Below are 21315 nucleotides of genomic sequence, written 5' to 3' on the forward strand. Positions count from 1 at the left end.
CCCGTGCCCCTGAGCCCGCGCCGGGCGGGTTCAGCCATCGAAAGGTTCGGCCGATGGTCCGGTGCCACGAGCGGCCCGGCTCCGGAGTGCCAGGACGCCGCCGATGAGGGCGCCGGTGGTGAATGCGGTCAGGTGTCCGATGGCCGTGACGTCCGCATCGGTGATTCCGTGGAGCCAGGACAGGCCCTCGACGGACGACATGACGATCGCCGGCACCCGCGCCATGGGCCGTCGGCCGTACAGGGCTACCGCCGCCAGTGCCGCGATCAGCAGGTAGGACGGGCCGACGTCGGGCATACCGCGCAGGTCGGCTGGGGCGTGGCCGAGCGCGATGCGGATTGCCAACAGGCTCTGGCCGATTGCCGTGCCCACCACGTGTCCCGTGGCTGCGATCAGGGCGGCTCGGCGGTTGCCGAAGCGGTCGGTCAGTGTGGTCAGGGCGAGGGCGGTGACGGCGAGGCGCGACCAGCGCTCGGGTTCGAGTACGAACGCCGAGGCGGCCAGTGACTCGATCGGTCGGCCGCGGAGGTTGGTGAGGTTGGTCGAGGCCCAGTCGACCAGCGCGGCGCGGTCTTCCGGCCCGAGTACCCAGGTCTGGACGGCCGTGACCACACCTGCGGCCAACACGTAGGCGATCGGCAGCAGCAGGGCGCGCGGCCGGCGGCCCACTGTGCGACGGAGCCGGCCGGCGGTCCGCGTCGGCTCACGGGCGGGCGCGGAGGCCGGGGACTCGGCGCGGTACGGGTGCTCGGTCGTGACGATCGGGATCACTTCCTCTCGATGGGGAAGTCGGTGGGAGGGCGGCGCGGGTTCGGCCTCTCGAACCTCGCAGTTCGCCGGGCCCGGGCGCGTCCGGCGGGCGACAGACCACGGCGGGTCTGTCGCGCGGGGGATGGCGGGGCGCGGCTACGACCTGAGGACGATGCGAAGGGTGGCCCGGAGACAGAAGTCACGTCCTGCTTGCGCGCGTAGCGTCGATGCGTGAACTCGACGACGCCGCAGGCGTACACCCCGAAGCAGGGTCCGCGTCGCCGGCTGCTCGTGGCCGTGGACGTGGCGATCGCCGGCGCGCTGGGCGTGGTCCTGTCGTTGGGTGTCTCCACGTTGACGTGGCACGGATGCCTGCCCGTACCGGTGGTGTTCGTGACGATCTGGCTCTTCGCGGGGGCATTCGTGCTGCGCCGGTTCGCGCCGCTCGCCGCGATGGTCGCCACGTCCGTGCTGCTGCCGCCGTTGATGGCGACACCGTGGTTCCTGGCGGTGTGGATGCTCGCGGTCCTGGTCGCCTACGGGGCACAGGCTCGCTCGCGGCGGGTGGCGGCACTCGTACTGGGGGGTTCCCTGCTGGGCGAGTTGGCGTCCTGCCTGGTGATGCAGGAGCTTTCGGGTCGACCGATGATCGGCTTCAGATCGTCATCGTGCAGTTCGCCGCGTGGGTCTCCGGGTGGGCGGCGGCCAGAGGCCGCGCGCACAACGAGGGCCTGCGCCGCCAGGCGGAGGAGCGGGCGGCGGCTCAGGTGGCTCGAGCGCGCCGTGCGGTCACCGAGGAACGCCTGGACATCGCCCGCGAGTTGCACGACGTGGTGGCGCACACCCTGAGCGTCATCGCGGTGCAGTCCGGTGTCGGGAACCACGTCATTCACACCCGGCCGGCCCAGGCCGCCGCCGCGTTGGCGGCGATCGAGGAGGTCAGCCGGTCGGCGCTGGTCGAACTGCGGTCACTGGTGGGGCTGCTCCGGGACGGCGACGCGGCGGAGTATTCGCCCGGCGCGCTGGCCGACCTGGAGGGGCTGCTCGCGCGCAGCGCCCAGGCCGGGGTGCGGGTCGACGCCACGGTGAGCGGTGGCCTCGACGAACTGCCGCACGGGCTGGACCGGGCGGCGTATCGGATCGTCCAGGAGGCGCTGACCAACGTGGCCAAACACGCGGGGACCGACCGGGCCCGGTTGACGGTGTCGGTCGACGACGCCGGGATCGGGATCGAGGTCGTCGACGACGGGGTGGGTCGGGTGGAGTCGGGGCAGGCCGAGCCGGGGTCGGTGGTTTCGGCTGCTTCCCGTCGTTCGGTGACGTCGAAGGGATCGGCGGACTCGCAGGGGACGGGTGCCACGACAGCGGCGACCGTCCCGAACGGCACGGCGAATCCCGAGAGTTCGGCCGGCAAGTGGGACCGTCCGGCCGGTCACGGGCTGATCGGGATGCGCGAGCGGGCCGCCCTATACGGTGGTCGGGTGAGCGTCGGACCACGCGCCGAGGGCGGCTTCCGGGTCGTGGCGTGGTTGCCGGTGCCGGAGGAACAGCCCGCGTACGCAGGCACGTTCGGCACGGGGGAGATGGGGACGGCGTGACGATTCGGGTGTTCGTCGCCGACGACGAGAGCCTGGTGCGCGCGGGATTCGGCGTACTGATCGACTCCGACCCGGAGTTGACCGTGGTCGGCGAGGCCGGCAACGGGCGCGAGGCGGTGCGGCTGATTCGGGAGAGCCGTCCCGACGTGGTGTTGATGGATGTGCGGATGCCGCTGCTCGACGGCATCGAGGCGACCCGCGAGGTGATGGCCGACGGCGGTCCCCACGGGCCTCGGGTGCTGATCCTGACCACGTTCGGGCTGGACGAGTACGCGTTCGGCGCGTTGCGCGCGGGCGCGAGCGGATTCCTGCTCAAGGACACCCGTCCGGCCGAACTGCTGACCGCGATCCGGGTGATCGCCGCCGGCGAGGCGCTGTTGGCGCCGCCGGTGACACGGCGCCTGATCGAGGAGTTCGTCAGCCGCCCCGCCGTACGGCGGCAACCGCTCGCGAGCCTGGAGAGTGTCACCGACCGCGAGCGCGAGGTGTTGTACCTGATCGCCACCGGCCTGTCCAATGCCGAGATCGCCGCGCAGTTGTTCCTCGCCGTCGGCACGGTCAAGACGCACGTCAGCCGACTGCTGACCAAACTCGGCGCGCGGGATCGAGCCCAACTGGTCATCGCCGCCTACGAGAACGGGCTGACGGGCGGTTCGGCGACGGCTCGGGCGTGAGCGCACGGCGGTGGGGGCGCGTCGGGCCCGGTGCGGCCGACGTGCGGTGCGCGGTTTCCCGATTGGCGTTGACACCGACGTCAACGTCTAGCGTCGGGATCCCATGCGGGACGACGGCGACGAGGGAGTGGGTGCGATGGCCGAGACGAGTGGTGTGGGCGCGCACGACGGGCGCGAGGTGGTCGGGGCGGATCTGGCCTTCTTCGACGCACTGGTGCGAGCGGACAAAGACGCGCTGGACGCATTGTTGGCCGACGACTTCGTGCTGGTGGACGTCATGGCCGGATCGGTGATTCCGAAGGCCGACCTGGTTTCGCTGATCGCGTCGCGGCGGCTGGAGTTCGAGGCGATCGGGGCGGACGGGGAGGAGCCGAGTGTGCGGTTCTTCGACGCGACGGCGATCGTGATCGGGCGTACCCGGATGTCCGGCCGCTTCGAGGGGGAGGCGTTCATGTCGCGCAGCCGCTACACCCACGTCTTCGTCACCGATCCGGCCGGCCGAGGCGGCGGATGGACGCTGGTCAGCGCGCAGGGTACCCGGGTGGAGTGACCACGACGCGGGGCCGCCGGGTGCGCCCGGATGCGGGTACGGCGCGGGCAAGGGATCGGGGAATCCGCCTGCGGCCGGTGGGGCTGCCGGTCACAATGTGATCCATGAGTGAGTGGGGAATCGCGCTGCTCGCGGCCGGGTCGGCGCTCGCCGGTGGCCTGATCACCGGCTGGTTCGCCCGCAGCGCCGGGATGCGTCAGGCCGACGCGGCCCGGCACGCGGGCGACCGGCAGGCCGATGCCCTCCTGGAGACCGTCCGCACCACGCTGGACGAACAGCGCGCGGAGCGACTGACGGACGTTCGCCGCCAGACCTACCTGCGCTTCCTCGAAGCGGCCGAGACGGTGATCCTGACCCGCCGCACCAACACCGGGGGCCACGACGACCTGCCCGCGTTGCAACGGGCGTTCGGTGCACTCCAGTTGGAGGGGCCGGCCGAAGTGACCGACGCGGCCCGCGCGTTCGTCGCCGAGCTGCGCCGAAACGGTCCTCTCGACGACCTGGAGCAACTACGCGTGGCCCTGCTGTCCGCCGCGCAGGCCGCCCTGGTCCGGCGCTGAACCCGCCGTCGCCGGGGCGGCCGAGCCGAGCTACGTGTGGTCGGCGAACCACGCCAGGATGCGCGGCGCCGAGCCGATCCCGGACGGATAGTGCCCGATGTCGCCGAGATCGGTCACCCGCACGTCCGCGTCGTGTGCGCTCAGCGTACGGGCGCAACTCTCGGTGTTGGCGAACGGCACCTCCCGGTCACCCCGGGCGCCGAAGAGCACGACGGGCACACGCGGGCGCCACGCACAGGTCGTGTCGTTCTCGCGCATCGCGGCGCGGAAGCGGCCGGCGGCCTCGTTGCGGCCGGCCGGGAACTCCGCCTGGAACAGCGCCTCTCGACGGTCGGGCGGCCCGGCCAGGATCTGCGCCTCGGTATGCCGCCCGTCGAACAGCCGCAGCACGATATCCACTTGGTCCGGCAGGAAGACCTCCTCGGGGTGCCGGTACAGGGGGCGGGCCGCATTCCGGCCCAGGACCGGATAGCCGAGCGCGAGATTGACCGCGCGCGCGTCGCCGGTGGTGCCCATGGCGGCCGGCAACATCACGCCCTCCAGGTCGTAGGGCCCGCTCGCCGGGGCCGGCCCGCCCAGGCTCAGCCGCGGATCGGCGCCCGCGTCCAGGGCCTTGGCCAGCGCCATCGCGGCGTGCCCGCCCTGGGAGAATCCGGTGTCCAGGACCCGCTCGTCGAGCCGGACACCCTCGCGCCGGGCCGGTTCGCGCGCCGCGCGCAGCAGGTCGACGGACGCCGACGCCTCGGACGCGGCATGGTCGTACGGGTGCCGGCCCGGACCCAGACCCAGGCCGAGGTAGTCCGGCGCCACGGTGAAGTAGCCCGCGCCCGCGTAGAAGAGCGGGAACGCCCGATTGTCGTCGGCCCGTTCCCCGGACGGGCCGCGCGGCGGCGTCGATCGTGCGGTAGAGCACGACATAGGTGACCACGCCGTATTCGGCTGCCGGCGCGTCCAGGTCGTACGGCGACAACTGCTCGCGGACCCGGTCCCGATCGAGGACGTCCACGCGGCGCACCGAGACGACGCTGCCCCGCCCGTACGCGGGAGCCCGCTCGGCGTCGGCCCGGCTCAGGCTCCCGGCGGCCGTCCGGCTCCCGGCGGGCGCCCCGTCGGCCCCGTCGGCCGCTTGCGCCGGCACGGCGCCGCTCGTGAGCAACAGCAGCACCGCCGCGCCGGCCGGCACCGCGACAGCCCGGCCCCATCGGCGCCGGCGGGTCGTCGACATCCCCGCGCCGGTCCGGGTAACCACGCGAAGTCGCTTTGTAGTGAGGGCATTTGGCAGTGCGCTCTGAGTAAATCGCATACCCGGACGCCAGCCGGCCGAGCCGCCCCCGAGCACTCCGGCCAACGCCCACCTTCGGGGTGGGTTCGGACCCACCCCGAACCGGAGGCCACCACCAAACGCGCCGCTCAGGGGCCCGTCGGCGGAGCCAACAATCGCCGCCCGCCGCGTTGTTGCACCCGTCGGAGGAAGGAGAGCACACCCGCGCTGCCCGTGCCCCACGCCGGGCTCGACGCGGCGCGGGTGTTGTCCGGGAGCAGGGGGCGGCGGGTGGTGCCGCCGCTGCGGGCCAGGATCAGGCCGATCACATCCTCGGCGGCCCGCCACAGTTCGTCGTCGCCGGTCGCGACGGCGGCGTCCACGAGCAGTTCGCCGATGCCGGACAGACCGCAACACTGGGACACCAGGCTCATCCGCGGGGCGAGGGAATGGCACAACCGGGCGCAACGCAGGCCGAGTTCGAGCAGCTTCGGGTCCCGATCCGCGACTCCGGCGGCGATCAGCGTCGTACCGATACCGGCCATGCCGCGGCACCAGGACCCGAAGTTCCGGGCGGCGCCGGGCAGGGCGGCCGAGGCGAGCAGGTCGGGGGTGCGCGCGGCGAGGTCGGCCAGACCCTCCCGGGCGGCGGCGTGTACGGCCGGCCCCGCGTCGGGGTCGGTGCGTCGGTAGGCGTCGAGGAAGTACACGATGCCGGCCCGGCCGTGCGCGAACCCGTGGGTGTAGGCCGCGCGGGAGGAGGCCGGGGGCAGCCCGAGTTCGTCGGGTTCGGGCTCGCCGTGCCGGGCCGGCAGCATGCCGGCGCACGCCGCGGCGGCGGCCAGGTGGACGCCCGCCCGCTCCGGGTCGCCCGCCGCCCGCGCCGCCGCGGCCAGCAGCAGGTGCCCGGTACCGCCGCCGGCCGCGCCGCCGATCTGGTCGCCGGTGTCGTCGTAGGGCCTCGCCGCGGTCGGCGTGTTCGGGGCCGGCGCACCGCCCGGCAGGTCGGCGGCGCCCCGGAGGAAGAGGTCGACGCCGGTGCGGCCGGTGTACAACGTGTCGGAGAGTTCGCCCAGTTCGGGGTGGGCCGCGGTGCGGTGGGCGAGGCGCGCGACGGCGCCGGCGACGTCCGGGCGGTCGGTGTGGTGCAGCAGTTCGAGGCCGACGCCGGCGGCGCCCACGTACAGCGTCAGCGTCGAACCGGGACGCGGGCCCGAGGCGGCGGGCCAGTCGGCGACACCCCGGACACAGGCGGCGACGGTGTGCCCGATCACGTCGTCCAGGAGCGCGGGGGTGACCCGGGGCGGCGCCGGCAGTCGGCGGCCGGGCACCGGTTCGGGTCGCCCGGCCCGCAACCGCCGTGCGCAGGCGGAGCGTTCGGCCGGATCCGGGCTGAGCAGCGCGGCCACCATGGCCCGGACCGGCCGATGGGTGACCCCGGGCAGCGCGGCGGCCAGGCAGGCGAGCGTCCGATGCCGGTTCACCGCCGGATCGGGGTCGACGATCACCGGGTCCAGGCCGGTCAGCGCGTAGTGCAGCGTGGCGCCCAGCGCGTACAGGTCGTCGACCGGGACGGGCGAGCCGCCGTCCGCATCGGGCGCCAGGGTGTAGCCGGGGGTGCCGCCGGCCGGGCGGCGGGTGTCCAGCGCGCTGATCCCGAAGTCGACGATCCGGGCGTTCCCGTCGGCGTCCAACACCACGTTGCCCGGCTTGAGGTCACACACCACCACGCCGCGTTCGTGGATGCCGTCGAGCACCGCGAGCAGCCGGCGGGCCAGTTCGGAGATCCGCCGGCCGGAGCGGGCGTCGCCCGGGTAGGGGCCGTGGGCGAGCACGTCGCGGCGCAGGTCGCCGGGGCCGCAGTCGGTGGTGACCAGATACTCGTCCTCGCCGTGCCGCAGGTGGTCGATCACGCGGGGGACGCCGTCGAGACCGGACAGCGCGCCCAGTACCGCGCGTTCGTGCCGCAGGCGGTCCCTGGCGTCAAGTCCGCCGCCGTCCTCCCCGGCGTACGCCCGGGCCTGCTTGACCACGACGCGGTCGCCGGTCGCGGTGTCGAGGGCGCGGTAGACGTCGCCGTGCGGGGAGCGGGCGATGCCGCCGGTGAGCCGGTACCGGCCGCCGATCAGCCCGGCGGTGCGTCCCGGCGCGGGCGCGGCGGCGCCGAACGGGTCTGCGGCCCAAGGGGGTTGCCGGTAGCGCACGGTGGCCCGACCCGGGAAGCGCTGCCCGTCGGGGCCGGTCATCACCAGCGCCGCGTCGTCGCCGCCGCTCGCCCGGAAGGGCCCGTACCGGTAATAGACGGGGGCGTCGGGGCGGACCCGGCGGTCGCCGAGCACCCGCGGCCCGCCGCGACCGGCCAGCACCTCGGCGAGTTCGCGGCCGAGCGCGGCCACGTCCCGCTCGCGCGGGTAGACGGTGATCGCCTTGCCGACGAGGGCGGGATCGCGGACACCCGCGTTGATCTCCTCCAGCACGGCGGTGCCGGCCGCGAACTTGGCCAGGCAGGTGTACCGCAGCAGCACCGGGACCAGCAGGTCCAGCGTTTCGGCGAAGTCCTCGGGGCGGGTCGAGACGTGCAGCTTCCACCCGTGGTCCAGCGGAGGCATCCGCGGATCGAACAGGTGGAGCCAGACCGAGTCCGCCCGGTGACGTCGATCGTGGCCGGCGATCAGCGTGTCCAGACGCCGACTCAGGTCCTGCACGGATCCGTCGGGGACCGCCCGCGCCTTGCCCACGTCCGCTCCTTGCCGTTCCGGGTCGGGTGGTTCCGAACGCACCGTCCGCCGAACGATCGCCCGCCCGCTTCGGGAGCGTCGTCAGCTGCCGGCGTGCCCGGTACGGGACCGCGCGCCCCGCGCGGATGCGTGATCCGTGCGGGGCGGCCGGATCGATGGGCTCCGGGCCGGATCCGGTGTTCGGCGGGCGACGGGCCGATCAGGCCCAGTCGCACCCCACGCGGGTGGTGGCGGTCACCCACGGGTCGGCCAGACACGACTCGATCCGGCGTTCCGGGTTGGTCTCGTCCTCGAACTCGACCAGTTCCTCCTCGACCTCGACGTCGAGCGGTCCGGCATCGCGGATCTCTACCATCACGGGGCTCATTTCGATCCTTCCTGCAGCAGAGGCGGGCAGATCAGTACACGAACCTTCGCGGTCGTCGGCCGTCCCCGGTCGCCGCCCGCACCTGTGTCCTCCGGTGCTGGTGGGGCGGGTGGGCCGCCGTTCCGCGCCAATAGTCTCCACGCTGCGCAACAAAAGGAGAACGTCACGAATCGGCCGACTTATGGCGCGATTTCGTGTGCGTGAACGGGATTCGACGGGCCCGATCCGGGACAGGGGCGCGGGCCGGCGGGAGACCCGACGCCGACCCCGACGCGATCACCGCGCCGGCGGGCCCGTACCCGCGCCGCCGACCCCCGGGGTGGGGGCGCCGGCCACCGGGTGGTTGTCGTGTGCGCACAATGGCGGCATGACGACGCCGAACATCCCACCGTCGCCCGACGAGTTGCTCCGGCACCTGGTCGCGACCCGCATCGCGGGCCCGATCGCCACCCCACGAGAGGTCAACCTCCGGCACTACGCCGAACTGGTCCGCGGAAACCTGCGTTTTTGGCTCGGCCTGGACCTGGGCGACCGCTGGAAGACCGAGGAGGACGTGCTCGCCGTGATGGCCGAGCGCGCGGGCGTGGACCCGAACCCCGCACACCGCACCGGCCAGGACACGATCGACCCCGAGCTGACCCTGGCCGCCCTCGACCGGATGGCCGCCGTACTGCGCGACGCCGCCACCCGTCGACTGCACGTCCTCGTCGCCACCGGCCACCCCGGCGGCCTGCTCGACGTACACCGCGCCATCGCCGAGTCGCTGACCGCGGCCGGCGCCACCGTCATCGACATCCCGCGCGACCTGCGCACCACCGAGGGGGACGACGAAACCTGGGGCGACGTCCGCCAGTTCGGTGGCGTCGCGGTCCTGGAGCGCGGGGCCACCCTGTGGCACACGCACGCTCCGCAACCGATGAGCGCGATCCTGGACGCGCTCGCGGAGAGCGGCCGACCCCGCCCCGATCTCGTGGTCGCCGACCACGGCTGGGCGGGGCGTGCCGGGCAACAGGGCATCCCCACGGTCGCGTTCGCCGACAGCAACGACCCGGCGCTGTTCCTCGGCGAGGCCGAGGGAACCGTCACGGTGACCGTGCCGCTGGACGACCACGTCGTCGACGCCCGCGACTACGCCCCGATGACCGCCTACCTCCTGGCCGCCGCCGGCCTGTCCGCCGAGGCCCGCTGACCACACCGATCCGCCGACCGACCGGCCCGGGACACCATCGTGTCCCGGGCCGCCGTCGTGTTCCGCGCCGGTGTTCCGCGCCGCCATCGTGCCCCACGCCGGCGCCGCGTGTCCGGTCCGACCGGGTGCGTCGCACGGTGATCGACGTTCGATCGACGGGTTGGCGACCGGCGGCCGGTGGTTCGTTCGCGCGAACTTCACGTTCGGGATGCTCCCGGGCGAACCCGATGATTCCCTAGCATCCGGGATGCACCATCGAGCACGCGGTATTCCACTCACTCCGATGTCACAGGAGACAACCGTGTCCGACTGGTCCATATCCCGACGCAGGCACCCCGTCCGCAGCCATCCCCACGCCCACATCCGCAACCGCGCCGCGTCGGCCCTTGCCGCAGCGCTGGTCGCCGCCTGGGCCTTCGTCGCCGGCGCGCCCACCGCGCGGGCGGCGGGCAGCATACCCACTCCCGATCACACCATCGTCGTGGTCTTCGAGAACCACGGCTACAGCCAGGTCATCGGCAGTTCCAACGCGCCGTACATCAACTCGCTGAAGACCGGCGGCGCCAACCTCAGCCAGTTCTACGCCGAGACCCACCCCAGCCAGCCCAACTACCTGGCGATGTTCTCCGGTTCCACCCAGGGCATCACGGACGACAGCTGTTACACCCCCGGCTTCAGCTCCGCCCCCAACCTCGGCTCGGAACTGATCGCCGTCGGCGCGACCTGGGCGAGCTACAACGAGTCGTTGCCCAGTCAGGGTTCGACCGTGTGCTCCAGCGGCCAGTACGCGCGCAAGCACAACCCCTGGTTCGCCTTCTCCAACGTGCCGACCTCCACCGCGAAGACCTTCGCGCAGTTCCCGACGAACTACACCACCCTGCCCAAGGTTTCCTTCGTGGTCCCGAACCTGTGCAACGACATGCACGACTGCTCGGTGAGCACGGGTGACACCTGGTTGCAGAACAACCTCGGCGCGTACGCCACCTGGGCCAAGACGCACAACAGCCTCCTGGTGGTCACCTTCGACGAGGACAACCGGCTGAGCGGCAACCGCATCGCGACCGTCCTGTACGGACAGCAGGTGGTCGCGGGCAGTTCGAGCGCCACCACCTACAACCACTACAACCTGCTCCGCACGATCGAGGACATGTACGGCACCTCGCACGCCGGACAGGCCGGATCCGCCACCGACATCACCGGGGTCTGGGTCCCGTGACGTGTGTGTAGCGGACAGTCGCGGTACTCCTGGCCATCCCGCCGGGCCGACCGACCGGGTCGGGCGGCAACGGGTCTTCCTCGACGGCCACTTCGCGCTGCACGTGGCCTGGGGGGACCTTCGCCGACGACCGGGTCTTCTACGCCACGATGGCCACCGGGGGCCATACCTACCTGGTCCGGGGCGACCTGCGGGAGCGCACGGTGACCTCGGTGCACACCAACGTCGAATGTCCGTCGTTGTCGCCGGACGGGACCACCGTCGTCTACAAGAAGCGGGTCGAGGGCGCGTCGGCGGATGCGCCCTGGCGGCTGTACGCCCTCGATCTGCGCTCGATGGCCGAGACCGCGCTCGCCGAGTCGCGCAGCGTGGACGACCAGGTGGTGTGGTTGGACCCGCATACGGTGGTCTACGTGCTGCCGGGCGACTACGGGGGCTGATCTGTACGCGCTGCCGGCGGACGGGTCGGGGGCGCCCCGGCGGTTGACGACGGCGGCGGTGGCGCCGGTGTATCCGGGCTGACGGGGCCGCCGAGGGTGGAACGGGTCGCCCGGGCGGGCCGGGCGACCGTCGGGGGTTGGGCCGGGCTCAGCCGGGCCCGGTCAGGAGCGGGGGCGACGGGCCGGGGCGGGGCGCGTGGCGGGTCGCTCCTGCTCCTTGGCCTCCCTGGCCTGGTTCTTCTCCTTGATCCGGACCGCTTCCTTGCGGACGTCGGCCTGGACGGCGCGCTCGTGGAGCAGCCACTCCGGGCCCTCCTCCTTCAGCGCGTCGATCTGCTCGGTGGTCAGCGCCTCGGTGATCCCGCCGCGCGCGAGCCCGGCGATGGATACGCCCAGCTTCGCCGCGACCACGGGCCGGGGGTGCGGACCGGCGGCGCGCAGCTCGCGCAGCCACTCCGGCGGGTCGGCCTGAAGTGCGTTCAGTTCGTCGCGGGAGACGACACCTTCCCGGAACTCGGCGGGGGTGGCCTCGAGGTATACGCCCAGCTTCTTCGCCGCGGTCGCGGGCTTCATCGTCTGGGTGGTCTTGTGCGACGTCATGGGGTCAAGAGTAGCGACCGTGTGCGGTGCCGCCGATCATGGCCGGTAACCTGACGTGGTGACAGGCGCGGAAACACCCTCTTCGTTCCGGCTCGCCTACGTTCCGGGGGTGACCCCCGCCAAATGGGTGCGGATCTGGAACGAGCGGCTGCCCGACGTGTCCCTGGCGTTGCTCGCGGTGACCGCCGCCGAGGCGGCCGAGGCGCTGCGGAGCGGGGGCGCCGACGCGGGTCTGGTGCGGTTGCCGATGGATCGGACCGGGCTGAACACGATCCCCATGTACACCGAGACCACCGTGGTCGTGGTCCCCAAGGACCACGACGTGACGGCGGTCGACGAGGTCTCCGTCGAGGACCTGGCCGACTTCGTGCTGCTGCACCCGCTGGACGACCCGCTCGACTGGACCGCCGGCCCACCCGGCGTGCCGGCCAAGGAGCGGCCGGCGACCACGGCGGACGCGATCGAGCTGGTGGCGGCCGGGGTGGGGTTGCTGATCGTCCCGCAGTCGTTGGCCCGACTGCACCACCGCAAGGACCTGACGTATCGACCGCTGGCCGGAGCCGGCGAGACGGTCGACGAGGCCGCCGGAACCGCCGAGGTGCCGCAGTCGCGGGTCGCGCTGGCCTGGCCGGAGGGTGAGCCCTCCGAGCTGATGGAGGAGTTCATCGGGATCGTCCGGGGCCGGACGGTGAACAGCTCGCGCGGACGTACGCCCACCCCGCCACAGCCCAAGTCGGCGAAGGCGGCGGCCAAACGCCCCGACGCACGCCGCAAGCCGGGCGGCGCCGGCGGCGGAGCGACCGGCCGGGGCTCACGCGGCGGCCCCGGCTCCGGCAAGACCGGCAAACGCGGCAAGCCCCGCGGCCGCTGACCGCGCAGGCCCTTCACGCTCGAACGCCCGGGGCAAAGGCGGCAGCCCAGCGCCCCGACGCACGCACGCCGCCGGCCGGGCGGGGCCGGGGCAGTGGTGCGGCCGGCCCCGCTTTCGGCAAACGCGCAAGTCACGCGGCCGCTGATTGGGTCGGTCGTCCGTGCTTGAACGGCGCAACGCACCCGCCTCACCCGCCCCGCACCCGCTCACCCGCGCCCGCACCCGCACCGCACGCGCACCCGCCTCACCCGCACCCGCCTCACCCGCACCCGCCTCACCCGCGCCCGCGCGCACGCGCTTCGCTCGCCTCGCCCGCGTCCGTTCCGCCCTACCAACGCACGTGTTTCGGGCGCAGGAGGCGGTGGGTCAGGCGGACGGCGGGTGGGAACACGTGGCGGATTGCGAGTTCGCGATCGGCGGGTACGCCTTTTACCAGCCAGGACAGGAACTCTGCGCCCTCGACCAAGTAGAGCGGTTGTCGCTGGGCCACGTCGAAGTGGGCCCATTCATGGGGTGTGATCAGCATCGAGATCAACGGGAGCAGGGTCGCGTCCTCGAAGTCGAGGTGTGCGGTGAGCGCGGTGTCCAACTGCGTCACGTATTCGAACGTGCGGCTCGCCGGCCCCCGTCCGGTCAGGCAGTCGTCGATGGTGGTCACCAGTTCGTCCAGCCGGTGGTGCTCCTCCGCCATCACCGCCGTCAGCCGGTGCAGCGGAGACCCTCGGCCGGACGCCTCGCGCAGCACCGGCCACAGCGTGGCGTCCTCGGCGCGGTGGTGCAGGGTGAGGTAGTCCCGGAACCGGTTCCACCCGGGGCCGGCCACCGGCACGCAGGTCCGCGCCCATTCGACCAGGTCGGCCAGGTCCCGGCGCAGCGCGTGGTGGACCGCGTGGATGAGCAGCGGATCGGGGCGCGGACCGTCGGCGGTACGGCCGCGATGCGAACGGGACGGGACGGTCGAGGGCATGCCGGATCTCCTCGGGGCGGCGGTGTGAGCGGTGTGGGCGGCGGGGGTGCGCGGGGGCGGCCTGCGGGAGGGGCCGCCCCCGCCGGTCAGGAGTGTTCGTGGTGGTGCTCGGGCCCCTCGGTGAGTTCCCGGAACTCCTCGGGGGTGGCCTTGGCGATCGGCTCGGCGAAGTACCAGTGCGACATCCGCACCCGCAACTTCTGCGAGCGGGTGACCCGGCGGGCCACGCCGTTCTCGTCCACGGCCGGGACCAGGGTGTACGGCCTGGGCTGCTCATGCGCGGTGAGGCTGTGCCGCAGTGCGGGGTCGAGCGGTTCGTGGACCTCGATGTACTCGCCGTGCGGGAGCTTTTTGAGCACACCCGTCTCGCGGCCGTGCAGGACCTTGTCCCGGTCGCGGCGCTGGAGGCCCTTGCAGATGCGTACGGTGGCCAGGTAGGCGAGGACCGGGGCGATCAGGAACGCGAAGCGGCCGATCCAGGTGATGGTGTTGATCGACAGGTGGAAGCGGGTGGCGATCACGTCGTTGCCGCCGCAGATCCACAACACGCCATAGGCGACGATCCAGCCGACGCCCAGACCGGTGCGGACCGGCATGTTGCGCGGCCGGTCCAGGATGTGGTGTTCGCGCTTGTCGCCGGTGATCCAGCTCTCCACCCACGGGTACGCGGCGATGAAGGTGAACAACACGCCCGGGATGATCAGGGACGGGATCAGCACGTTGAAGCTGAGCGTGTGGCCCCAGAGGTTCCACTCCCAGTTGGGCATGATGCGCAGGGCGCCCTCGATGAAGCCGATGTACCAGTCGGGTTGCGAACCGGCGGTGATCTGGCCGGGGTTGTAGGGGCCGTAGGACCAGATCGGGTTGATCTGCACCAGACCGCCCAGGAGCGCGGTGACGCCGAAGACCAGGAAGAAGAAGCCGCCCGCCTTGGCCGCGTAGACCGGCATGAACGGCGCGCCGACCACGTTCTTCTCGGTCCGGCCCGGGCCGACGAACTGGGTGTGCTTTTGGTACCAGACCAGGGTCAGGTGCACTGTGACCAGGCCGACCATGATCGCCGGGATCAGCAGGACGTGGATCGTGAACAGGCGCGGCACGATGTCGTCGCCCGGGAACTCCCCGCCGAACAGGAAGAATTGCAGGTAGGTACCGACGAGCGGGATGGCCAGACAGACCCCCTCGGCGATCCGCAGACCCGTGCCGGAGAGCAGGTCGTCGGGGAGTGAGTAGCCGGTGAAGCCGTTGACCATGGCCAGCACCAGCAGCAGGAAGCCGAACAGCCAGTTGAGGTCCCGGGGCTTGCGGAACGCACCGGTGAAGAAGATCCGGAACATGTGCACGAACAGCGCGGCGATGAAGATCAGCGCGGCCCAGTGGTGGACCTGACGGATCATCAGGCCGCCGCGCGTGTCGAAGCTGATGTCGAGGGTCGAGGCGTACGCCTGGGACATGTGGATGCCCTGGAGCGGCACGTAGGAGCCGTCGTAGACGACCTCGGTCATGCTCGGCTTGAAGAACAGCGTGAGGAAGACACCGGTCAGCAGCAGCACGATGAAGCTGTACAGGGCGATCTCGCCGAGCATGAACGTCCAGTGGTCCGGAAAGACCTTGCGCAGGTGTCTCTTGGTCGCGCCGTAGATGCCCAGTCGGCTGTCGATGGCGTCGGCGAACCGGACGCCCGGGCCGTCCGGGACGGGGAGTCGGGTGTTCTCCCCGCCCTTGGCCGAACCGGCGTGCGGCCCGGCGCCGTTGCCTCCTGCGCCGCTGCCTGCCGCGCCCTTGCTGCCCGCGCCGTTACCCTCTGCGCTGATGCCCCCTGCGCTCATGCGCGACGTCCCTCTCGTCCTCGATCCGCGGTGCGCGGCGCGGCGGCCGGTGCGAGCCGGGTGGATGTCCCGGAGCGGTCCGGGCCGCGCGTCCTCGGCTATATGACGTGGGTCGGGGCGAAAGTGTGACTCGGCGGGCGGGATTCGACGGTTGGGCAAGTGAGAAACGGGGGTTGGGGCCCAGGGCTCGGGGCTCGGGGCTCAGCCGAAGGAGAGGTTGGAGCACGGGTCGTCGTCGGCGGAGCGGACCTTGTCGACGACCGATGCCGGTGGGGGTGCGGGCGTCGAGGTGGTGGTGGGCTCGGTGGGTTTGTTGGGTTTGGTGGTCGGGGGTGGCTCGGTGGCGAAGGTGCGGCCGAGTGTGACGGTGGGGTCCGGGGACTTGCCGCCCGCGTCCTCGCCGTCGACGGTGCGGTCGGCGCGCAGCGCACTCCACAGGATGTCTGCCCGGGGGCGGACGATCGCGACCCGTTCGCCCTGGTAACGCCACGGCACCGTGACGAACTTGGTGTTGTGCAGGTCGATGTCGCGCAGGGACATTGCGAACGAGGTCAGCTTCTGTACCGAACCGAGCCCGGGGTCGACGGTCAGCGCCTTGGTGGCCGCGTCGGCGAGCGGGAACAGGGTCGTGGGATCGAGGCCCTTGCCCTTGACCCGGGTGATCAGCGCGGCGACGAACGCCTGTTGGCGACGGATGCGGCCGATGTCGGAGCCGTCGCCGAGGCCGTGCCGGATGCGTACGTAGTCGAGCGCCTTTTGGCCGGAAACGGTCTGACGGCCCTTGGCGAACAGCAGTTCGCCGCGAGCGTGGAGGTTGGGGTTCAGGTCGCCCGCGTAGACGTCGGTGGGTACGCAGACGTCCACGCCGCCGACCGCCGAGGTCATCCGGGCGAAGCCGGCGAAGTCGATCACGACGGTGTGGTCGACGCGCAGGCCGGTCAGCTTCTCGACGGTGTTCTGCGTACAGGCGGGATTGCCCCGGGTGGTGTCGCCCACGGAGAAGGCCGCGTTGAACACGGTGTTGGTTTCGGGTCCGGTCCAGGAGCCGTCGGGCAGTCGGCACGGGGGTATCTCCACGAGCGCGTCGCGCGGGATCGAGACGGCCACCGCGTGTCTGCGGTCGGCGTACACGTGCAGGAGGAACGCGGTGTCCGAGCGGCCGACGTCGCCCTGTCCGCCGCCGTACGCGTCGTTGCCGCCGGCGCGCGAGTCGGAGCCGATCACCAGCACGTTCCGGCCGCCGGTCTCCTCGGGGCGGTCGGGGGAGACGCCGTCGGCGGAGAAGGTCCGGATGTTGCCGTTGAGCCGGAGATAGATCCAGCCGGCGCCGGCCACCAGGAGGACGACGAGGGCGAGGGTGATGCCGCCGAGTCGGCGGCGCCTGCGGGTGCGGCGGGGGTGGCGGGTGCGAGGTGACGCGGTGGATATCCCGGGCTGCGGCCCCGACTCGGGCCTGGCGCCCGACCTGTGACTTCCCGACATCGCGCGGCCTCGTCCCGGTGGTTCGGTCGAGGCGAAGTGATCGGCCTCGATTTTTGTTTCTATAGTTGCGCAATATAGCAACTGTTGTGGATGGGTGTCCGACGCACTCCGGTTCGCGGGTGGCGAATCGGTGTGCGCCGGGTGGGTGGGGACGGGGTCGGCCGAGTGGTCAGCCTCGATCGAGGGCGGCGTCCAGGAGGCCGAGCGGGGGTGCGCCCAGGTTCAGCATCGCGGCGTGGAAGCGGGGCAGGGTGAACGTCGATCCCCAGCGGGCGCGGGCCCGTTCGCGCAGGTCAAGGACGGCGAACTTGCCCCACGTGTACCGGCCGTAGGTGGGGTCGAACAGGCCGCGCCGGGCCTCGTGCAGGGCGGCGGGGCCGGCGAGTGCCACGTCCTCGGTGAACCGGTGGGCCGCGTCCTCGACCGTCATCGCGCCGGTGTGCAGGCCGATCGCGCAGGCGAAGCGGGTGACCCGGCGCAGCGCGTCCTGCGCGACGGCGATCGCGAACGCCGGATCGGTGCGGAAGCCCTCCTCCAGGGCCATCTCCTCGCAGTAGTGCGCCCATCCCTCGATGAAGACCTCGGAGAGCACGGTGCGCCGAACCGCGCTGCCGGCGCGGCGCATGGCGCGGCCGTGGCTGAGGTGTCCCGGGGCCACCTCGTGCACCACCATGTTGGCCATCAGGTTGCGGCTGAAGCCGGTACGCAGCCACTGGTCGCGCTCGGTCGTGGACCAGCCGGGGAGCGGGAGGCTGACGTGGAAGCGGCCGGGCGCGTCCGCCTCGTTCGCGGCGGCCCAGGTCGCGCCGGCCAGGGAGCGGCGTTGCGCGTCGGGCATGGGCAACACCTCGACGCGGACGTCGTGGTCGGGGACGAGGTCGTGCGCTGCGGCCCACGCCACGGCGTCCTCGACCAGGGCCCGGAACTCCGGGATGACCCGGTCGGTGTCGGGGTGGTCGGCCTGGAGCGCGGCGATGGTGGCGGAGGGTTCGGCGTGCGGGTCGAGCCGACGGCAGGCCTCGTCGCGCATCGTGCGCAGCCGGTCGCGTTCGGCGTCGACGCGGGTGGTCATGGTGTCCGGGTCCAGATCGACGGCCTCGGCGGAACCGAGCAGGCGGGCCAGTGCGGCGCCGCCGAGCGCGGCCGACGGCGGGCCGTGCCGGCGGGCGTGTTCGAGGTGGTCGACGAAGCGGTCCAGGGCGGCCCGCGCGGCGTCGTGTACCGCGTCCGTGCCCGGCGTGACGAAATCCGCCAGGCCGCGGGCGAGCGGGAGGGTGGCCGCGGCCAGCGGGGCGGGCACCCGGTCCAGCGCCTCGATCGCCGCGTCGACGCCGTCCGGCCAGCCCGCCAGGTGCGCCCGTCGCGTGGTCGCGCGCTCGTCGGCGGGGGCGTAGTCGCGGTCGTAGCCGGACAGGTCGAGGTTGTCGATGTGCCAGATCGGATTGGTCCGGTACAGCGCCAACTCGTCCAGCCGTACCCGCAACGCCCCCTCGGCCGCGCGGGCGAGGGCCTCGTCGTAGGGGTCGGGGTAGGCGTTCGTTCCGGGTGGTCCGCCGAGCGCGGCCACGGCGCGGCGTACGCCGGCGGGGGAGAGGTCCTGGAGGGTGCCGTCGTACTCGTGTCGACCGGCGCTCTCCCGCGCGGCGAACACGGACGCGTCGCAAATCGCGGCGAGACGGGCGTCCAGGGGGCGGGCCGAACTCATGTGCTGCTCCAGTACTGTGCGCTGCTGTGACCGGACCAGCCTGGCCACCCGACGCGCGTTCGTACCGGGCCAATGCGGACGGAGGTGGACCGGGCCGGATGCGGGGGTGCTGGGGGCCGATGGAGGCGGGCGGGTCGGACCGGTGGACGTGGTGGGGCGGGCGGCGTGGCCGGGGCGAGGGGTGCGAGGGGGCCGCTGGGTTGATGGCGGCGGGGGTCGAAGGGGTCGGCGGGGCGCGGTGGTTGGAGGGGTTGACGGGATCGAGGGAGCCGACGGGAATGACGAAGCCGAGCGGGTCGGGTCGCCGGAGTCGGGACGGGTGGCGGAGCCCGCACGGCCGGTGCGGCCTTTGCGGCCCTCGCCGCCCCCGCCGCCCGCGCCACTCCCGCAGTCGCCGCCAGGGGCGCCCGCTACGCGGCCCGAGCGGTCCGCGTCCGCTGCGCCCGCCACGCGGTTCGGCGGGGCTGCTCGGCCCGTGCGTCCCTCGTCCGTCGTTGCGCAGCCCGGCGGAGGTGATGGGGCTGCGCGGTTCGCATGCTCCGACGCGCCCGGCCGGCCTGGTCGTTCCGGTGTGTCCGCCCCGCCGGTTCGCGCTGTCCGCGCGGGGCGGGCCGCCCGGTCCGCGGGCTCCGCGCCCTCCGTGCGGCCTGTGGTTCCGGGCCGTCCCGTGACCGGGCCTTCGGTGCGGTCCGTGGTCGAGCCGGCGGAGTTGGTCGAATTGCTCGGGGACTGGACGGTGGGCGAAGGGGTGCTCTACCGGGGGCTGGCCCGGGCGACGGCGCGGCTGATCGCGGACGGGGCGTTGGCCGCCGGGGCGCGGTTGCCGGCCGAGCGGCGGTTGGCGAAGGCGCTGGCGGTGAGTCGGGCGACGGTGGTCGCCGCGTACGACTCGCTGCGGACGGACCGGCTGGTGGAGAGTCGGCGGGGGAGCGGAACCAGCGTGGCGCTCCGGCCCGAGGTGCCGGCCGCAGCCGGGGACGGACGGGTGCCGGGTGGGCAGGCGACGGCGCTGGTGCAGCGGATGGTCTCCGGGCCGGGTGAGGTGATCTCGCTGGGGCACGCGGCCGACGCCGACGGGCCCGATCTGGCGGCGGCGTTGCTGGACCTGGTTCGGGAGGACCTGCCCGGGCTGCTCCGGGACACCGGCTACCACCCGGCCGGCCTCCCCGCGCTCCGGGCCGCGATCGCCGCGCACCACACGGCGCAGGGGTTGCCGACCGGGCCGGACCAGGTCCTGGTCACCACCGGCGCGACCCAGGCGATCGTGCTCGCCACCCGGCTGTTCGTGCGCCCGGGGGCGTGCGTGGTGATCGAGTCGCCGAGTTGGCCGGGCTGCATCGACACGTTCCGGGCGGCGGGCGCCCGGCTGGTCGCGGTCGGCCTCGACGAGGAGGGCCTGCGGATCGACCTGCTCGCCCGCGCGCTCGCCGAGCATCGGCCCGCGCTGTTGTTCGTGATGCCGACCTACCACAACCCGACCGGCGTGCTGACGTCCACCTCGCGCCGCCGCCGGATCGCCGAACTGGCCGCCGAGCACCGGGTCACCGTCCTGGAGGACAGCGCGCACGCGGCCGCCGCCGCTCCCGGCGAGGTGCCGGCGCCGATCGCGGCCCATGCCGGGGGCGGGTCGATCCTCACCGTGGGGTCGTTGTCCAAGGCGGTCTGGAGCGGGTTGCGGATCGGCTGGGTACGCGCGCCGCGCACGGTGATCGAACCGCTGGCCCGGCTCAAGGCCGGGTCCGACCTGAGCACGCCGCTGCTCGACCAGGCACTGGCGGCCCGGCTGCTCCCCGAACTGCCCGCCCTGAGCGCCTCGCGCGCGGCGCTGCGCCGGGCCCGACTCGACACCGCGCGGCGACTGTTCGCCGAGGCGTTGCCGACGTGGCGCGTACACTCGCCGACCGGCGGCTCGGTGTTGTGGATCGAACTCCCACCCGGCACGGACGCCCGAATCTTCGCCCAGATCGCCCTGCGCCACGGCGTCGAGGTCGTCCCGGGCGCCGCCATGGACGCCACCGGCACCCACGACACCTTCGTACGCGTCCCCTTCGCCTTCGACCCGGAGGTCCTACACCAGGTCACCACCCGCCTGACCACAGCCTGGTCCGAGTCGAACCCCCTCTGACCCCCACAACCCAACCCCACCCGCCGACAACTCCGACGTCCGAACGGCAACTCTCACGCCGGGCCGGCGGTTGCGGTGTCGGGGCGGCAACTCTCGTGTCCGGCCCGCAGTCCCGGTGTCGGAGCGGCAACTCCCGCCTGGACCGAGTCGAAACGCCTCTGACCCCCCATAACCAACCCCCCGGCAGCAACTCCGGCATCGGACGGCAACTCTCGTGTCGGGTCGGCCGTTGCGGTGTCCGGGCGGCAACTCCCGCCTCCAGCCCACAACTCCGGTGACCGACGCCCAACGGGCGCGGTCGCCGCCCCCGCTCCGCGCCGCCCCCGCTCCGCGCCGCCCCCGCTCCGCGCCGCCCCCGCTCCGCGCCGCCCCCGCTCCGCGCCGCCCCCGCTC

General features: G+C 73.0%; 18 protein-coding genes and 1 pseudogene. 10 read left to right on the top strand and 9 right to left on the bottom strand.

Going from position 1 to position 21315, the window contains the following annotated elements:
• Positions 1–30 precede the first annotated feature (30 nt).
• The gene (locus tag ACWGR4_RS26290) at positions 31–771 is read right to left on the bottom strand and encodes a rhomboid-like protein (protein ID WP_452128723.1); all 741 of its coding nucleotides are present in this window, start codon (positions 769–771) and stop codon (positions 31–33) included.
• A 210-nt stretch (positions 772–981) separates the two neighbouring features.
• On the opposite strand from ACWGR4_RS26290, the gene ACWGR4_RS26295 reads away from it, so the two are divergent.
• The 5 genes from ACWGR4_RS26295 (at position 982) to ACWGR4_RS26315 (ending at position 4132) form a co-directional block, all read left to right on the top strand.
• Positions 982–1599 (top strand): hypothetical protein, encoded by a 618-nt coding sequence (locus ACWGR4_RS26295; protein WP_452128724.1) that lies wholly within the window; start codon positions 982–984, stop codon positions 1597–1599.
• Complete coding sequence (locus ACWGR4_RS26300) at positions 1518–2348, top strand: sensor histidine kinase (protein WP_452128725.1); 831 nt, start codon at positions 1518–1520, stop codon at positions 2346–2348. Before ACWGR4_RS26295 ends, ACWGR4_RS26300 begins: the two co-directional genes overlap by 82 nt.
• Positions 2345–3022: a response regulator gene (locus tag ACWGR4_RS26305; RefSeq protein WP_380003866.1), complete on the top strand. Its 678-nt coding sequence runs from the start codon at positions 2345–2347 to the stop codon at positions 3020–3022. Before ACWGR4_RS26300 ends, ACWGR4_RS26305 begins: the two co-directional genes overlap by 4 nt.
• Positions 3023–3158: 136 nt before the next feature.
• Positions 3159–3572 (top strand): DUF4440 domain-containing protein, encoded by a 414-nt coding sequence (locus ACWGR4_RS26310; RefSeq protein ID WP_452128726.1) that lies wholly within the window; start codon positions 3159–3161, stop codon positions 3570–3572.
• Positions 3573–3676: 104 nt separating this feature from the next.
• Positions 3677–4132 (top strand): hypothetical protein, encoded by a 456-nt coding sequence (locus tag ACWGR4_RS26315; RefSeq protein WP_380003868.1) that lies wholly within the window; start codon positions 3677–3679, stop codon positions 4130–4132.
• 30 nt (positions 4133–4162) lie between these two features.
• Here the strand turns inward: ACWGR4_RS26315 and ACWGR4_RS26320 are convergent, their stop codons facing one another.
• The 3 genes from ACWGR4_RS26320 to ACWGR4_RS26330 form a co-directional block, all read right to left on the bottom strand.
• A complete protein-coding gene (locus ACWGR4_RS26320) occupies positions 4163–5050 on the bottom strand; it encodes a hypothetical protein (protein ID WP_452128727.1) in 888 nt (295 codons plus the stop codon).
• A gap of 492 nt (positions 5051–5542) precedes the next feature.
• Positions 5543–8131, bottom strand: a complete 2589-nt coding sequence (gene lanL / locus ACWGR4_RS26325; protein ID WP_452128728.1) for a class IV lanthionine synthetase LanL — start codon at positions 8129–8131, stop codon at positions 5543–5545.
• A 199-nt stretch (positions 8132–8330) separates the two neighbouring features.
• Positions 8331–8498, bottom strand: coding sequence for an SflA family class IV lanthipeptide (locus tag ACWGR4_RS26330; protein ID WP_380003872.1), 168 nt, complete (start codon positions 8496–8498; stop codon positions 8331–8333).
• Between the two features lie 367 nt (positions 8499–8865).
• On the opposite strand from ACWGR4_RS26330, the gene ACWGR4_RS26335 reads away from it, so the two are divergent.
• The 3 genes and pseudogenes from ACWGR4_RS26335 to ACWGR4_RS26345 form a co-directional block, all read left to right on the top strand.
• Complete coding sequence (locus tag ACWGR4_RS26335; protein ID WP_380003873.1) at positions 8866–9687, top strand: phosphatase; 822 nt, start codon at positions 8866–8868, stop codon at positions 9685–9687.
• A 283-nt stretch (positions 9688–9970) separates the two neighbouring features.
• Entirely contained in the window at positions 9971–10903 is a 933-nt protein-coding gene (locus tag ACWGR4_RS26340; protein ID WP_452128729.1) for an alkaline phosphatase family protein, read from the top strand.
• A 110-nt stretch (positions 10904–11013) separates the two neighbouring features.
• Positions 11014–11425, top strand: a pseudogene (locus ACWGR4_RS26345) (TolB family protein); the annotation flags it as partial.
• Between the two features lie 80 nt (positions 11426–11505).
• Here ACWGR4_RS26345 and ACWGR4_RS26350 read toward each other — a convergent pair.
• Positions 11506–11943, bottom strand: a complete 438-nt coding sequence (locus tag ACWGR4_RS26350) for a DUF5997 family protein (RefSeq protein WP_380003875.1) — start codon at positions 11941–11943, stop codon at positions 11506–11508.
• Positions 11944–12001: 58 nt separating this feature from the next.
• On the opposite strand from ACWGR4_RS26350, the gene ACWGR4_RS26355 reads away from it, so the two are divergent.
• On the top strand, positions 12002–12814 hold the full coding sequence (locus ACWGR4_RS26355) for a LysR family substrate-binding domain-containing protein (RefSeq protein WP_380003876.1): 813 nt from the start codon (positions 12002–12004) through the stop codon (positions 12812–12814).
• Positions 12815–13142: 328 nt separating this feature from the next.
• On the opposite strand, the gene ACWGR4_RS26360 is transcribed toward ACWGR4_RS26355, so the two are convergent.
• The 4 genes from ACWGR4_RS26360 to ACWGR4_RS26375 all read right to left on the bottom strand — a co-directional run bounded on the left by ACWGR4_RS26360 (position 13143) and on the right by ACWGR4_RS26375 (position 18797).
• On the bottom strand, positions 13143–13781 hold the full coding sequence (locus tag ACWGR4_RS26360; RefSeq protein ID WP_452128730.1) for a hemerythrin domain-containing protein: 639 nt from the start codon (positions 13779–13781) through the stop codon (positions 13143–13145).
• A gap of 86 nt (positions 13782–13867) precedes the next feature.
• Positions 13868–15610, bottom strand: a complete 1743-nt coding sequence (gene qcrB, locus ACWGR4_RS26365) for a cytochrome bc1 complex cytochrome b subunit (RefSeq protein ID WP_452128731.1) — start codon at positions 15608–15610, stop codon at positions 13868–13870.
• A 201-nt stretch (positions 15611–15811) separates the two neighbouring features.
• Complete coding sequence (locus ACWGR4_RS26370; protein ID WP_452128732.1) at positions 15812–17092, bottom strand: LCP family protein; 1281 nt, start codon at positions 17090–17092, stop codon at positions 15812–15814.
• A 169-nt stretch (positions 17093–17261) separates the two neighbouring features.
• Complete coding sequence (locus tag ACWGR4_RS26375) at positions 17262–18797, bottom strand: DUF885 family protein (protein ID WP_452128733.1); 1536 nt, start codon at positions 18795–18797, stop codon at positions 17262–17264.
• 691 nt (positions 18798–19488) lie between these two features.
• Here ACWGR4_RS26375 and ACWGR4_RS26380 point away from each other — a divergent pair.
• On the top strand, positions 19489–20922 hold the full coding sequence (locus tag ACWGR4_RS26380; RefSeq protein ID WP_452128734.1) for an aminotransferase-like domain-containing protein: 1434 nt from the start codon (positions 19489–19491) through the stop codon (positions 20920–20922).
• The last annotated feature ends 393 nt before the right edge of the window (positions 20923–21315 follow it).

The organism is Embleya sp. NPDC055664, assembly GCF_053618075.1.